The 14,611-nt window shown below is 61.9% G+C and carries 9 protein-coding genes and 1 pseudogene; 4 read left to right on the top strand and 6 right to left on the bottom strand.

Going from position 1 to position 14,611, the window contains the following annotated elements; genetic code table 11:
- Positions 1-656 precede the first annotated feature (656 nt).
- Positions 657-2,195, top strand: coding sequence for an amidase (locus KJQ96_RS33770; protein ID WP_213290583.1), 1,539 nt, complete (start codon positions 657-659; stop codon positions 2,193-2,195).
- 563 nt (positions 2,196-2,758) lie between these two features.
- Here KJQ96_RS33770 and KJQ96_RS33765 read toward each other — a convergent pair.
- From KJQ96_RS33765 to hpnO, 3 genes and pseudogenes are all read right to left on the bottom strand, one after another.
- Positions 2,759-3,735 (bottom strand): annotated as a pseudogene (locus tag KJQ96_RS33765) (Bug family tripartite tricarboxylate transporter substrate binding protein).
- Between the two features lie 211 nt (positions 3,736-3,946).
- Positions 3,947-4,354 carry a GFA family protein gene (locus KJQ96_RS33760; RefSeq protein ID WP_213290580.1) on the bottom strand — a complete coding sequence of 136 codons (408 nt, stop codon included), beginning with the start codon at positions 4,352-4,354 and terminating at the stop codon, positions 3,947-3,949.
- A gap of 149 nt (positions 4,355-4,503) precedes the next feature.
- A complete protein-coding gene (gene hpnO, locus KJQ96_RS33755) occupies positions 4,504-5,895 on the bottom strand; it encodes an aminobacteriohopanetriol synthase HpnO (protein ID WP_213290579.1) in 1,392 nt (463 codons plus the stop codon).
- 102 nt (positions 5,896-5,997) lie between these two features.
- On the opposite strand from hpnO, the gene KJQ96_RS33750 reads away from it, so the two are divergent.
- Positions 5,998-6,660, top strand: a complete 663-nt coding sequence (locus tag KJQ96_RS33750) for a DUF2147 domain-containing protein (RefSeq protein ID WP_213290578.1) — start codon at positions 5,998-6,000, stop codon at positions 6,658-6,660.
- On the opposite strand, the gene KJQ96_RS33745 is transcribed toward KJQ96_RS33750, so the two are convergent.
- On the bottom strand, positions 6,628-9,216 hold the full coding sequence (locus KJQ96_RS33745; protein WP_213290577.1) for an MMPL family transporter: 2,589 nt from the start codon (positions 9,214-9,216) through the stop codon (positions 6,628-6,630). The two genes, KJQ96_RS33750 and KJQ96_RS33745, sit on opposite strands and share 33 nt — an antisense overlap.
- A 447-nt stretch (positions 9,217-9,663) precedes the next feature.
- On the opposite strand from KJQ96_RS33745, the gene ispH reads away from it, so the two are divergent.
- Together ispH and hpnH are read left to right on the top strand one after the other, a co-directional pair.
- Complete coding sequence (gene ispH, locus KJQ96_RS33740) at positions 9,664-10,590, top strand: 4-hydroxy-3-methylbut-2-enyl diphosphate reductase (protein ID WP_213290576.1); 927 nt, start codon at positions 9,664-9,666, stop codon at positions 10,588-10,590.
- Between the two features lie 41 nt (positions 10,591-10,631).
- Positions 10,632-11,792, top strand: coding sequence for an adenosyl-hopene transferase HpnH (hpnH, locus tag KJQ96_RS33735; RefSeq protein ID WP_213290575.1), 1,161 nt, complete (start codon positions 10,632-10,634; stop codon positions 11,790-11,792).
- A 107-nt stretch (positions 11,793-11,899) separates the two neighbouring features.
- Here the strand turns inward: hpnH and KJQ96_RS33730 are convergent, their stop codons facing one another.
- Both KJQ96_RS33730 and shc read right to left on the bottom strand, forming a co-directional pair.
- Positions 11,900-12,646, bottom strand: coding sequence for a phosphorylase (locus KJQ96_RS33730; RefSeq protein ID WP_375293232.1), 747 nt, complete (start codon positions 12,644-12,646; stop codon positions 11,900-11,902).
- A complete protein-coding gene (gene shc / locus KJQ96_RS33725; RefSeq protein ID WP_213290574.1) occupies positions 12,643-14,604 on the bottom strand; it encodes a squalene--hopene cyclase in 1,962 nt (653 codons plus the stop codon). Before shc ends, KJQ96_RS33730 begins: the two co-directional genes overlap by 4 nt.
- Between the last annotated feature and the right edge of the window lie 7 nt (positions 14,605-14,611).

The following is a 14,611-nucleotide window of genomic DNA, read 5'->3' as shown; positions in this document are numbered from 1 at the left end:
TATGGCACTTCGATGCCGCAGAGTGGGCGCCGTCCACAGCATCAATCGCGTCATTCTGAGGGTGTGCCGACCACTTCCCGTCTACCCTGATAAACTGACATTCTCAGCGTTCATCGGCATGTCTCAAACGTGCCAAGAAGAGACATCGCGCGCATGGCTTGACTGTGCGTGTGTCGCGAAGGTCAATGTGCTCCGCGACGTGGCTGACGAAAGCAGACCGTGAAAGATGCAGGCTCTTGAAGATCGTCCGTGGCTGCACGATAATCTGTCTCCTGGACGGCGCGTCGCTCCGCAGCCCGCGCGAGGATGCCGGAGGCATCCGGTAGAGCCTAAATGACCGCAACGATCCGCTCGACCACGCCTCATGTGCCGACCTCATATGGCTGCTCCGCCTCAGCCCTGTCCGGATGCATGTGATGTTGCAGCTTGGCACGCCGGCCGCAGCGTCGGCGGCCTACCGCTTGGTGACCGTCGCGGCCACCGACCACCAGACGGTCCCGACACTTTAGGGAGTCAACCTATTGGTCGAGGGAGGATGTGCTATGAGAGCACCGCCAAACTATTCGCGTCGTCGCTTTCTTCATGCTGGCACGGCCGGGGTAGCGGCAAGCCTCGCCGCGGCGACAACGCCCGTTCGTGCGGCCGCCGAGGCCGGGATGCAACCGCCACCCCCGACCGCGACGGCGCCGCGGATTCTGCGCAAGCCACCGCTGCCTGAATTGGAGCGCATCGCCAAATCTTATAACTTGGCTCTCAGCCGCGACGATCTGACGTCGTTCCGCAACCTCATGGACGGTGTGCTCGCGTCGTACCGTCGATTGGACCAGTTCGCGGAGCCGACATTGGCGGTGAAGTACCCGCGGGACGCGGGGTTCCGTCCAGGTGCCTCGGACAATCGGCTCAACGCTTGGTACTGGAGGTGCTCGATCAAGGGCGCAACGTCGGGGCCTCTGGCGGGCAAGAAAATCGCCGTCAAGGACAATGTGTGCGTTGCCGGCATCCCGATGATGAACGGTTCCAACGTGCTGGAGGGCTACGTCCCTGACGTGGACGCGACCATTGTGACCCGCATCCTTGATGCCGGTGGGGAGATCGTCGGCAAGGCCGTGTGCGAGCATCTTTGCTTCTCGGGCGGTAGCCATACCTCCGACACTGGGCCCGTGCTCAATCCGCACGATCCGAAGCGATCTGCCGGAGGCTCCTCCAGCGGCAGCGCGGCGCTCGTCGTCGCCGGCGAGTGCGACATGGCCATCGGGGGCGACCAGGGAGGGTCGATCCGAATTCCCAGCTCTTTCTGCGGAGCGGTTGGCCACAAGCCCACCCACGGGCTTGTGCCATACACAGGTGTCTTCCCGATTGAATTAACACTTGATCATACCGGACCCATTGCCCGTACCGCCGGTGATGCCGCCCGGCTTCTCGAGGTGCTCGCCGGGGCCGATGGCCTCGACCCGCGCCAACCGGCGGGACTGCGCACGGAAGCATATACCAAGCAGCTCACCGGAGACGCCCGCGGCCTCCGGATTGGGATCGTTAAGGAAGGGTTTGGCTGGCCCAATTCCGAGCCCGATGTCGACACCATGGTACGCGAGGCGGCACAGCGCTTGACGCGAGCGGGGGGAGCCGTGAGCGAGGTATCGATCCCTCTCCACCGCGATGGCATCCATATTTGGAACGCTATCGCCGTCGAGGGCGCCACGGCGCTGATGGTCGCGGGCAACAGCATGGGAACCAACTGGAAAGGGCACTACACGACTTCGCTGCTGGACTTCTACGGCCGGAGCCGGCGGGTGCGCGCCAACGACCTTTCGGAGACCGTCAAACTCGTCGTCCTGCTTGGCCAGTACATGCAGGACAATTATCAGGGCCGCTACTACGCGAAGGCCCAAAACCTCGCGCGCGTGCTACGCGCCGCCTACGATGAGCAACTCAAAGGCGTCGATCTCCTGCTCATGCCGACGTTACCTTTGAAGGCCACGCTACTCCCAGCCCCGGACGCAAGCCGCGAGGACTACGTTGCGCGGGCACTCGAAATGATTTCCAACACTTGCCCGTTCGACGTCACTGGTCATCCGGCCGCCACGGTTCCAGCAGGCATGTCGGCAGGGCTCCCTGTTGGCATGATGCTGATCGGACGCCACTGGGAGGACGGCACGGTGTTGCGTGCGGCTGACGCGTTCCAGATCGTCGGATAGACGGCAGTCGCGAATTGCCGGCTAACGGCAACGCCGGCGTGCAAGGTTCGGAAACCGGAGGCCCGCGCGCTATCTGGCATGAGCCTCTGCCAATTCAGGAAGTGATCCGTCAACCGACATTGCCCCACATAACCGCGGGTGAGCATGAAGGTTAGCACTTTGGTATGTTGGTCGGAAGCCAACACGCCTCGAGAGGCGCGACCGGCGAAGAATTTCGGGGACCACGTTTGAGAAGATCAGCAATTCCCAGCTCGGTTGCGACCGGCAAACTCGGCGAGGCAAGATACCCAACACGTGCCCATGACGCACAGCTTTCGTTGGTGATCAAATGACGCATAGCGGCCAAAAGGGTTTCGGCATGACCAAGCACGGCCGATCGGGGCACGCGACCCAATCGCCGCGTTTCCGTTTCCTGCAGAAGCTCGAAGCACAGAAGAACGACCGCAAGGACCGTTCTCGGATCAAGAACCCGAAACAGTCCGTCGAAGAGCTATTCCATCCCCGGAAGCCAACACGAACCTGACGAACTATCCTTGGATGAGCTCCGGGGGGTGGGCACCGCCCTAGTCCACCTTGGCGCCGGCGAACTTCACCACCTTGCCCCACTTCTCGGTTTCATCCGCTACCAGCTTGCCGAAATCGGCGGGCGAGCCCGGCAGCAGGATGGCACCGATCTCGGCAAAGCGGGCCTTTGCCTTGGGGTCGGCGAGGATTTCGTTGACCGCCTTGTTTAGCTTCTCGACGATTCCGACGGTGTGCCCTTTGGTGCTGCGAGGCCGTACCAGGCGCTCGCCTCGTAGCCCGGCAGGTAATCCGCGACCAACGGCAAATCCGGCAGCACGTCCGAACGTGTCGTGCTGGTGACGGCAAGCCCGCGCAGCTTGCCGGATTTGACGTGCTCGGCGCAGGTTGGAAAGTTGTCGAACATGACATGCATCTGGCCGGAAAGCATGTCGGTGAGCGCCGGCGCGCCGCCGCGGTACGGCACGTGCTGCATGTTGATGCCGGTCAGCATCTTGAACAGTTCGCCCGACATGTGGATCGTGGAGCCGTTTCCTGACGATGCCATGTTGAGCTTGCCCGGATTGGCCTTGGCGTAGGCGATCAGCTCGGGAATCGACTTGATCGGCAGTGACGGATGCACCACCACGACGTTGGGAAAGCGAATGATGCCGGCGATCGGCTCCATCTCCTTCATGAAATCGAACGGCAGCTTGTCGTAGAGCGTGGCGTTGATCGCGTTCGCCGGCGCCACCAGAAGCAGCGTGTAGCCGTCGGGCGTGGCACGCAGCACCTGCTCGGTCGCAATATTGGTGCCGCCGCCCGGCCGGTTCTCAATCACGAAGGATTGCCCGAGCTTTTCCGACAGCCATTGCCCCATCAGGCGCGAGGTAAGGTCCGCCGAGCCGCCGGGCGTATAGCCGATCACGAGGCGAACCGGCCGCGTTGGATAGGCCTGCGCACTTGCGATGCTTGACGTAACGGGGAGCGCAGCCGCACCGGCGACGAGCTGCAAGAACTGGCGACGCTGATATTCCATCATGCTTCCTCCGACAACGCGCGCGCCGGCGGCTCTTTGCGACCGCTCGGCGCGAACATCCTAGAGCATGATCGGGAAAATTGGATACCGATTTTCGTCAGGGAGAGGCGAAATGCTTGCGCGCTAACGCAACTGACAGGCCTTTCGTTCGGCGAGCTGGCTGCTCACCGCTGTTCAAACACAGTAAGACTATCCCGGCTTGCCGCGGCCGCTATGGCGGCGGCGGATAGCGGTCGAAGGTGGGCAGTTCGTGTGCGCGCTCCATCCAGCGAAGGCGCTCTGCGACCTGGATATGCATCATGGCCGGCACGGCGTCGGGATCATCGTAGGTCGCGCTCTGGATATCGACGATCCCGGGCAACACATTGGCATTGGTGTAGAAGAGACCGGTGCCACAGTTCGCGCAAAACTGTCGCCGGCCATGCTCCGATGATTCGTAAACCTTGGGCGTTCCCTTCGTCACCTTGAGCGCGTCCTCCGCGTACATCGTCCACCCGACCATCGGCGCGCCGGCGTGACGGCGGCAATCCGCGCAATGGCACAGTGCATGAACGATAGGGTTCCCAGCGATCTCATAACGGATGGCGCCACAGTGACAGCCGCCGGTGATGTTGCTCATGCTGTTCTCCCATTGGATGCGGCTTTCGATCGTAGCCCGGAAGAAGCGCAGCGCAATCCGGGGATTGCGCAGAGCCTGTCATCACTACGCACGCGCTATTGCACGCGTCGCAGGGCACGCATTCGCGCGCCCCGTTGGCTCCACCCGGGCTACGCCGACTTCCTGACCGCGTTGTCGACCAGCGTCTTGCCGAGCGACCAGATCGCGCCGGGCACCTTGTGACTCGCGGCAATGACGTCGTCGAACGATTTTTCGATCCAGGTGCAATCTTCTTCCGTGATCACCAGCGGCGGCAGCAGCTTGATGGTGTGGCTGCCGTGGCCGGAGACTTGCGTCAAAATCTTGTGATCCTTGAATAGCGGTACGGTGATGAGCTGGCAGAACAAGCCTTTATTTGCGGTCTCCAGCAAATTCCAGGAAGCCTTCAGCTTCAGCGATTTCGGCGGACCGAACTCGATGCCGATCATCAATCCCTTGCCTCGTACTTCCTTCAGCAGTTCATAGCCGGGCACCATGCGGGTCAGCGCAAGACGAAGCTCGGCGCCCCGCTTGGCGGCCTGCTCGACAAGCTTCTCCTGCTTGATCACATCGAGAGTGGCGATGCCGGCGGCCATCGCCATATCGTTCTTGGAAAAAGTCGAGCCGTGCACGACCGCGCGATCCATCTGGTTGAAGATCTTGTCGAAGATGGACTTGCGGGTCAGCAGCGCGCCGACCGGCACGTGACCGCCCGACAGCGCCTTTGCCAAGAGCACCATGTCGGGCTCGACATTCCAGTGCTCGACCGCGAGGAATTTTCCGGTGCGGCCGATACCGGTCTGGATTTCGTCGGCAATGAAGATCGTGCCGTATTTTTTGCACAGCGCGGCAGCGCCCGGCAAAAATTCATCCGAGGGCATGTTGACACCCTTGCCCTGGATCGGCTCGACAATGAAGGCTGCGACCTGGCGCGAGGACAATGCCTGCTCGAGCGCGGCGAGATCGTTGAAAGGTATCTGCGTGCATCCCGGCAGCAGCGGCTCGAAGCCGCCTCTGAAGTTCGCATCGTCCATCAGCGACAGCGCGCCGTAGGACAGGCCGTGGAAGGAATGCGAGCAGGAGACGATGCCGGGACGGCCGGTCGCACCGCGCGCGAACTTGATTGCAGCTTCGACGGTCTCGGCGCCGGAATTGGCAAAGAACACCTTGTCCAGATATGGAACATGTTCGAGCAGGCGCTCCGCCAGCACGCCTGCGAGCGTCGAAACGTCAAGTTGCACCAGATTGGGAAAATCGCTGTCAAGCACGCTTTTCAGCGCCAGACGCAGCGCCGGATGATTGCGGCCAATCGCAAAAACGCCAAATCCGCTGAGTAGATCGAGATAACGGGCCCCGTCACGATCGAACAGGTATTGTCCTTGACCCTTCTGAAAGCCCACATCGTAGCCGATGGTCTTCAGCACTCGGACGAGCTGCTCGTTCAGATGGCGCGCATGCATGGAACTGCGCTGCGCCTGCCGCTCAACAAACAGCCCGGAAACGTCTAGATATGAATGTGGCATCGGCTACATACGTCGGTTGATGGCTGTTTCGTCAACTGAAAACGCTCAATGCGGCGTTTTGACCTCTCGCTTGGATCATCTACTTAAACACAGGTTCGAACCATGTTGCACTGCCTAAGAACTGTCGCGCGCACAATAGTTTATTCGGGAATCATTTTAGCCACAGGTCTTAATGCGGCGCTGGCCGCCGATCCCACCGGTGACTGGAAAGTGGCCGACGGTGTTGCCAACATTCGCGTCGCCCAATGCAACGGCAACATGTGGGGCGTCGTGGCCTGGGAAAAGATGCCGGGCGGCAAGGACAAGAACAATCCGGATGCCTCAAAGCAGAGCCGGCCGACTTTGGGCATGCCGATCCTGATCGACATGAAGAAGAAGTCCGGCGTCGATGCGTGGGAGGGTGAGGTCTATAACGCCAAGGACGGACAGAACTACAGCGCGACCATCAAGCCGGTCGGGAACGACCAGCTCGAGATTCAAGGCTGCGTGCTCGGCTTCCTCTGCGGCGGTGAGACCTGGACCCGTGTCGGTCCGCCGATCCCATCAAGCCCCACCAACAGCATGGCCAAGGGCGCACCGAAGGGTGCACCCGGCGCACCGCCCAAGACCGCGGCGCCAGCCGCCCCGCCGGCGCCGCCGAAGACCACGGGTGCTGTAAATCCTGCCCCCGCGAAGGGCGCTTCCGGTCAGAAGCAGGCCGCCGCGCAGTCCGGCGATATCGGCGACATCTGCCTATTGCCCGACATCGCGCGGTTTGCCCATTAGCGCCGGCTGGAACAGCAACACCGCAGCAAGCGTGATGACGAACGACAGCGCCAGCAATTTACCCATGCTGGCGGTGCCGGGATGACTGGATAGCCACAAGCTTCCGAACGCCGTCGCAGTCGTCAGAGCCGAGAAAAAGATCGCGCGCGTCAGGCTCGACTGCAGCAGATTATTTCTGCCCTCGCGCCAGGCCACGACGTAATAGATCTTGAAGGCGACGCCGACGCCGAGCAGCAGCGGCAATGCTACGATGTTGGCGAAGTTGAGCGGCAGTTCGATCAGCACGCAGAGCTCCAGCGTCACCGCGCCGGCCACCAATAGCGGCACCATCGTCATCAGCACGTCGGTGACACGCCGCAGCGTCAGCCACAACAACAGGCTGATCACCACCAGCGCCCAGATGCCGGCGTGAATGAACGCCTTCACGATGGTGTCGCCGGATTTGAGGATCGACACCGGGCCGCCGATCGCGTTCGGCTCGGCGGCCAGCACCGCATCGGCAAAGCGGCGCAAATTGTCGTTGTCGTTGGGATCACCTTTCGGCAGCGCCTCGACGCGGATCAGCCCGTCTTTGGACTTCCAGCTGTTCAACAGTTCCGGCGGCAGCGTCTTCAGCGTCACCGGCCCGGCTTGCATCGTGTTCCTGAGCTGGTCGAATACGATCTTGAGCGGGGCGACGAAGATGTTCTGGGCCTTGTCGCGCGTCGCCTGATCGCTTCCGGCAAGCTTCGACAACGCATCCGCCAGCCTTCGCGAGGCAACCGCGCCCGGCCCCTTGCCGTCGCCCGCGGCCCTGCGCAAGCTGTCGACAGAACTCTTCAGCGCGTCCACATTCTCCTCATCGGTGGGCGCCGCGTCGACCGAATCGGGATTGAGCGCGGGGCCGACCACCTTGGCGGCCTTCGCGATCAACTGGAGCTTGGCTGGCTGGTCTTCGGGCACGAAACTGTCGATCGACATCACGCGAAGAACTTCCGGCAACTTCTCCAGCCGCGCCTCGATCTTCTTCGCTTCGGCTTCGGAATTAGTCAGCACGTTGATGGCGTTGGCGCCGGTGTTGGGATCCTTGCGCAGGTCGAGGAAGGTCGCGATCGATTCGGCCTTTGGATTGCGCAGGTTGATCGGGTTGAAGTCGAACTTCATGAAGTAGAGCAGCGGCAGGCCCGCCACCACGAGCAGCAGCGTTCCGGCGACGATGATGACGCGGTGCCGTTCGAGGAACGCGTCGACCGGCGCCAGAAACGCGTAACCAACAGGCTCGCTTTCTCCGGGCGGGTGAAGCAGCTTCAGCATGGCTGGCAGCACGGTTATGCTCGAGATGAACGCGATCAGCATACCGGCGCCTGCAATCTTGCCGAGTTCGGAAATGCCCTTGTAGTCGGTCGGCAGGAAACAAAGAAAGCCGGCAGCGGTCGCCATCGCGGCAAGCGACAGCGGCACCGCCGAACGTCGGGCCGCGCTCTCCAGCGCCAGAGCCAGATCTTCGTTCTTGAAACGCTCGGAACGGTAGCGGACGCTGAACTGAATGCCGAAATCGACGCCGAGGCCGACGAACAGCACGGCAAAGGCGATCGACAGCAAGTTCAGCGATCCCACCATCATCAGGCCGACCGCGGTCGTCAGCGCCAGGCCGATGAACAGGTTCACGAACACCGCGAAAATGATCTTCGCAGAGTGCAGCGCCATCCAGAGAATGACGAGGACAATAAGCACCGTTGCGACGCCGTTGACGATCGCGCCGTCCTGCACGGTCGAATATTCCTCGTTGGCGATCGGGACCGGGCCGGTCAGCCGGACGCGGGCGCTGTACTGGCCCGCGAAATTGAGGTCGGTTGCGGCCTGTCGGATCGCGTCGGTCGCGTCCTTGCCGGGTTCGAGCGCGTTGTAATCGAGCTTCGGCTTGAATTCGATGAAGGCGCGGCGGTCGGCATCGGTCAACCGCTTGTCGCTGACGAGCTCGCGCCAGGAAAAGGTCGCCGTCCCCTTGCTCAGGATGTCCTCGACCGTCTGGCTGATCAGGTTGAAGGGGCGCTCGGTATTGTCGAGCTTGACCTGCCCGCGCTTGACGCCGGCAAGCCCGGTTTCCAGCGCCCCGGTCAGGCCGCGGATCGAGGGATCGCCGGCCATGATCTCGATCAGCGGCGCTGCGGCTTCGAGCTGGCCAGCGACCTTGCCGACTTCTTCCACCGGCAGGAACAACAGCCCGTTCTTCTCGAAGAACTCGCCGGAACCCAGCGGCTGCACCGATTCGAAATACTTGGTGTCGCCGGACAGCTTCGTGGCCAACGCCTTGGAAGCCGCGCTGGCGAGTTCCGGGGTCGGCGCCTCGACGACAGCTAGAATCAGCTTTTCACGGTCGAAGGCCTGCTCGAACTGATTGTCGCGCTTGCGCCAGTCGAGGTCGGGCGAAATCAGCGTGTTGATGTCGGTGTTGATGGCGAAATGCCGGGCGGCGTAGTAGGCCCCCCCGACCGCCAGAAGCAGGGAGATGATGACAACGAGAGTGGCAAACCGCGTACAGGTTCGGACAACGGCAACAACAACACTGGTCAGCACTTCGTTTCTTTCTAAATCTAAAAGGAGAGCTGGGCGAAAACGCCCCGCTGTCTAGCGGAGTTCCCGCAGCCGATCTAATGTTGTTTGGTTACTTCCCCCGAGGGTTCAAGTTAAGTCGCACAACAGACCGGGACGGGCGTTCGGCGCCGGTATAGCCCGTTCGAGTGGGCGATAAAGTGACGAACCGGTGAGGAACAACCGGTCCATAAATGGACTTTTCGGTATCTAAATACCCAAACTCGGGTAACCATTGCGCGATCCACCTTTCCTATCCGCACAATTTTTGACACATAGTCCTGCGCTTCCATGTGCCTAGCATGGGGATTAGCTATGGGAACCGGCCATGGTGCGGATATTGCAAATATCCGAAGTGTGATCGGCTGCACGGAGGCCTTCGGATGAATTTGCGAATTCGGTACTTGGTGCAACTTGCGTAATGGACATCCCATGGAAGTGTATCTAGCGCAGCCCCGCGGATTTTGTGCGGGCGTCGTTCGTGCCATCGAAATCGTTGAGCGTGCGCTCCAGAAATACGGCCCGCCGGTCTATGTCCGGCACGAGATCGTGCACAACAAATACGTGGTCGAGAGCCTGAAGGCCAAGGGCGCGATCTTCGTCGAGGACCTCTCGGAGGTTCCGCCACTCGCGGTAACCGTGTTCAGCGCCCATGGCGTAGCCCGCAGCGTCGAGGAAGAGGCCGCCGCCCGTGGCCTACCGGTCCTCAATGCCACCTGCCCGCTGGTCACCAAGGTCCATAATCAGGGTAAACGGTATATGTCCAAGGGCCGCACCCTGGTCCTGATCGGCCATGCCGGCCATCCCGAGGTCGAGGGTACCATGGGCCAAGTTCCGGGCCCGGTTCTCCTGGTCCAGAACGTCGACGACGTGGCGGCCCTGCCGCTGCCGACCGATGCGCCGGTGGCCTATATCACCCAGACCACCCTCAGCGTGGACGACACAAAAGACATAATCGCCGCCCTTCAGGCCAAATTTACAGATATTCAAGGCCCTGACATCCGGGATATCTGCTATGCGACACAGAACCGCCAATCTGCGGTAAGGGACCTGAGTAAGCTGGTGGACGTCATCTTGGTGGTGGGGGCCGCCAATAGTTCCAACTCAAACAGGCTTCGCGAAATCGGCACCGAGGTCGGCGTCGCGAGTTACCTCATTGCCGACGGGAGCGAGCTGAACCCTGCTTGGCTGAAGGATGCAAAGGCTGTCGGCATTACGGCGGGCGCATCGGCGCCCGAAGTTTTGGTTGACGACGTGATCGAGGCTTTGAGGCGTATCGGACCCGTCACGGTTTCGGTGCTGCCCGGCCGGGAGGAAAACATCGAGTTCCGGCTTCCGGCCGAACTGACTGCGGGTTGATCCACTTCAAGATTTACAGGTCCAGAAAGAAAATCTCCAAAATGGCAATACCGTTCTTCAAGGAAATGCGTATCGGCGCCTATCTGATGAAGCAGAAGCTGCTTGGCCGAAAGCGCTATCCGCTCGTGCTGATGCTGGAACCGCTGTTCCGTTGCAACCTCGCCTGCGTCGGCTGCGGTAAGATCGACTATCCCGATGCGATCCTCAATCGCCGCATGACTGCGCAGGAATGCTGGGATGCAGCCGACGAATGCGGCGCGCCGATGGTGGCAATCCCCGGCGGCGAGCCGCTGATCCACAAGGAGATCGGCGAGATCGTGCGCGGCCTCGTGGCGCGCAAGAAGTTCGTCTCGCTCTGCACCAACGCGCTGCTGCTGGAAAAGAAGCTCGATCTGTTCGAGCCTTCGCCGTATTTGTTCTTCTCGGTGCATCTCGACGGCCTCAAGGACCACCACGACAAGGCGGTATCGCAGAAGGGCGTGTTCGATCGCGCGGTTTCCGCCATCAAGGCCGCGAAGGCCCGCGGCTTCACCGTCAACGTCAACGCGACCATCTTCGACGGCCATGCCGCCGAGGACATCGCGAAGTTCCTGGACTTCACCACCGAACTTGGTGTCGGCGTCTCGATGTCGCCGGGCTACGCCTATGAGCGCGCCCCGGACCAGGAGCACTTCCTCAACCGCACCAAGACCAAAAAACTGTTCCGCGATGTCTTTGCGCTCGGCAAGGACAAGAAGTGGAATTTTATGCATTCCGGCCTGTTCCTCGACTTCCTGGCCGGCAATCAGTCCTACGAATGCACGCCCTGGGGCATGCCGGCGCGCAACATCTTCGGCTGGCAGAAGCCCTGCTACCTGCTCGGCGAAGGCTATACCAAGACCTTCAAGGAGCTGATGGAGACCACGGACTGGGATTCCTACGGCACCGGCCGTTACGAGAAGTGCGCCGACTGCATGGCGCATTGCGGCTATGAGCCGACCGCTGCCAACGCCGCGCTGACCAATCCGCTCAAGGCGATGTGGGTCGCGCTGCGGGGCGTCCGCACCTCTGGCCCGATGGCGCCCGAGATCGACCTCTCTAACCAGCGCCCGGCGCAGTACATCTTCTCCGAACAGGTTCAGAAGAAGCTGTCGGAAATCCGCCGCGATGAGGCGGCTGCCGCCGCCGCCAAGCAGCAGGCGAAGGCCTCCACCGCCGCCTGAGCGAGCACGGAAACAAGTTTAAAGGGCTCCGATTCTCAGCGAATCGGAGCCCTTTTCTATTTGTTTGACGCTTTCGAAAGTTCTGAAGCTGCCTGCCGCCCCCGCCCTCAGGCCTCCGCCATGGCAAAGCTCTCGCCATGCAGGAAGCCGCGGCAGCCGCGCAGCGAGCGTAGCGCGCGGTTGAAATCGAGCCCCGTGGACACCAGCGCGCGCAGCGTGGCGGGATTGCGCGCCACCCCGCGCAGCACCTTGCCGAGGTCGATGTCGCCATTCGGCTTGATGGCGCTCTTGGCGAGCGCCGGAAGCGCCCTGGTGGCCGGATCGGAGATGACCCGCAGCGCAGCGAACGGAAGCCCGGCCTCGGCCGCATAGGCCGCCGCGATATGGCTTTCCATATCGACCGCCGCCGCCCCGGTCTCCGAATGCAGCGCGGCCTTGCAAGCGGTCGCCGCGATCACCTGTTCCACACCCGAAAGAATGCCACGGACCACGCGCCGGCGGCGCAGCGCTGCGCGGGCAATCATTTCCTCGTTCAGCGCCAGACCTGCCAGAAACCGGGTATCGCCGGCGAGAACCTCAGTCGCCACCACCACGTCGCCCGATTTCAGCGACGGATCGAGCCCGCCGGCGACGCCGAACGAGATCACACCTCTGAAAGTGGTAGAATCCAGCGTTGCCAGCAATGCGCGCAATTGCTGCGGATCGCTGGAACTGCAGATGACGATCATGCCGGGCCCGGCCGCAATGCGGGCTTCCTGCACCAATCCTGTAACGATCAAAACCGGCCGCGGATCATTCGAATTGCGATCAACCGAATTATCCACGATCGCGGCGGCCCCCGCCCCCCAAGTCACATTCCGACCCCTACCACCCTGCTGTTGGTGCTTCTCAAATTCCGATACCGCGCCAGCGCCCAGAGCGGAAAGAACTTCGAGTAGCCATGATAACGCAAATAAAACACCCGCGGAAAGCCCGTAGCCGTGTAGCGCGCCTCGTCCCAGAGTCCTTTCTCGGTCTGTGTGGCTTTTAGGTACTCCACGCCACGCACGACAGCCGGATGTTCCACCTCGCCGGCCGCCATTAGACCAAGCAAGGCCCATGCCGTCTGCGAGGAGGTCGATGGCGCCTGCTCATATCCCTTGTAATCGAGTCGGTAGCTGACCGCATCCTCGCCCCAGCCGCCATCTCGGTTCTGGATCGAAACCAGCCAGTCCGCCGCCTTCCGAATCATGGGGTCCTGGTGGTCCAGGCCGGCGGCATTGAGCGCACACAGCACCGACCAGGTTCCGTAGATGTAGTTCAGCCCCCAGCGACCGTACCAGGAGCCCTCCGCGAGCTGGGTGCGGCGCAAATAGGTAATGCCGTCAGCGACCGCCTTGCTGGTCTGCGCGGTCTCGCCGAGCTGAGCCAGCATCGAGATGCAGCGCGCGGTGACGTCCTCGGTCGGCGGATCGAGCAGTGCGCCGTGATCGGAGAACGGGATGTTGTTGAGGTAGTATTCAAGGTTGTTGACGTCGAAGGCGGCCCAACCGCCATCACGGCTCTGCAGGCCCTCGATCCACTCGCGGCCGCGCGCAATCGCCTCATCGTATTCCTTGCTGCCGGTCTGCCGACGCGCCCGGTCCATCGCCATCACGACCACGGCGGTGTCGTCGAGATCGGGATAATGGTCGTTGTTGTACTGGAATGCCCAGCCGCCGGGACGAACGTCGGGCGCCTTCGCCGCCCAGTCGCCCTTGAGGTCGAGCACTTGCCGCGGCTTCAGCCAGTCGAGGCCCTGCTTCATCTTCTTGAACGTGTCCTCGCCGCCGGCCTCCGCCAGCGCGTGGCAGGTCAGCGCGGTGTCCCACACCGGGGAGACGCAGGGCTGGCAATAGGCTTCGTGCTCGCCGATCACGAGCAGATTGTCGATGCCCTTGCGGGTGACCGCACGCGGCGGATAATCCGGTCCCTTGCCGAGCGCGTCGTACATCATCACGATGTTGGCCATCGGCGGATAGATTGCACCCATGCCGTCTTCGCCGTTGAGCCGCTCCTCGATGAACGCGAGCGCGGCATCGATCGCGCGCTGGCGCAGCTTTTTCGGAAATAACGGTTCGACCACGCGCAGGATCTTGTCCAGCGTGCTGAAGAGCGTGAACCAGCCCCAGCTTTGATGCGGCGCCTTCGCGCTCATCCCGACCGACTTGGGATCCTGCAGGAACAACTCGTCGATGCCGACGCCCTTGGGATTCTTCGCCAGCGGCTTCAACGCCGCCATCACCATCAGTGGCACGATCGTGGTGCGCGCCCAATAGGAAATCTTGTTGAGATGGAACGGCGACCACATCGGCAACAGCATGATCTCGACCGGCAGCACCGGCACCGCGCGCCAAGTCAGTACACCGTAGAACGCCAGCAGAAACCGCGTGAAAACGTTGACGCGGGCGGCACCACCGCGGGAGCGGATCGCCTCTCGCGCGCGCACCATATGCGGCGCATCGACGGAATCGCCAATCATCTTCAGCGCGAAATAGGATTTGACGCTGGCGCTCATGTCGAATGGGCCATCCTGCACCAGCGGCCAGCCGCCATGATTGCCTTGGGCGCGACGAAGATAGTTCGCGATCTTGGCTTCGAGCTCACTGTCGATGGGCTCGGCGAGATAGTGGCGCAGCAGGATGTATTCGGCAGGGATGGTACTGTCGGCTTCCAGCTCGAATACCCAGTGTCCGTCGGATTGGCGATAGCCGAGCAGCGCTTCGGTCGCGGAAGCGATGCTCTTCTCCAGCGCGACGGGGTCGACGGCGTTTGTTTTGTCGATGGCAAGCATTTCGCTA

Origin of the sequence: Bradyrhizobium sp. sGM-13 (assembly GCF_018398875.1) — a bacterium.
Classification (GTDB): Bacteria; Pseudomonadota; Alphaproteobacteria; order Rhizobiales; family Xanthobacteraceae; genus Bradyrhizobium.
This window is presented reverse-complemented; position numbering and strand designations above follow the sequence as displayed.

Bases quoted from the DNA above. Each gene is read 5' to 3' on its own strand.
- KJQ96_RS33770 (WP_213290583.1), top strand. From the start codon at position 657: ATGCAACCGCCACCCCCGACCGCGACGGCGCCGCGGATTCTGCGCAAG.
- KJQ96_RS33750 (WP_213290578.1), top strand. From the start codon at position 5,998: ATGTTGCACTGCCTAAGAACTGTCGCGCGCACAATAGTTTATTCGGGA.
- shc (WP_213290574.1), bottom strand. From the start codon at position 14,604: ATGCTTGCCATCGACAAAACAAACGCCGTCGACCCCGTCGCGCTGGAG.
- hpnH (WP_213290575.1), top strand. From the start codon at position 10,632: ATGGCAATACCGTTCTTCAAGGAAATGCGTATCGGCGCCTATCTGATG.
- KJQ96_RS33760 (WP_213290580.1), bottom strand. From the start codon at position 4,354: ATGAGCAACATCACCGGCGGCTGTCACTGTGGCGCCATCCGTTATGAG.
- ispH (WP_213290576.1), top strand. From the start codon at position 9,664: ATGGAAGTGTATCTAGCGCAGCCCCGCGGATTTTGTGCGGGCGTCGTT.
- hpnO (WP_213290579.1), bottom strand. From the start codon at position 5,895: ATGCCACATTCATATCTAGACGTTTCCGGGCTGTTTGTTGAGCGGCAG.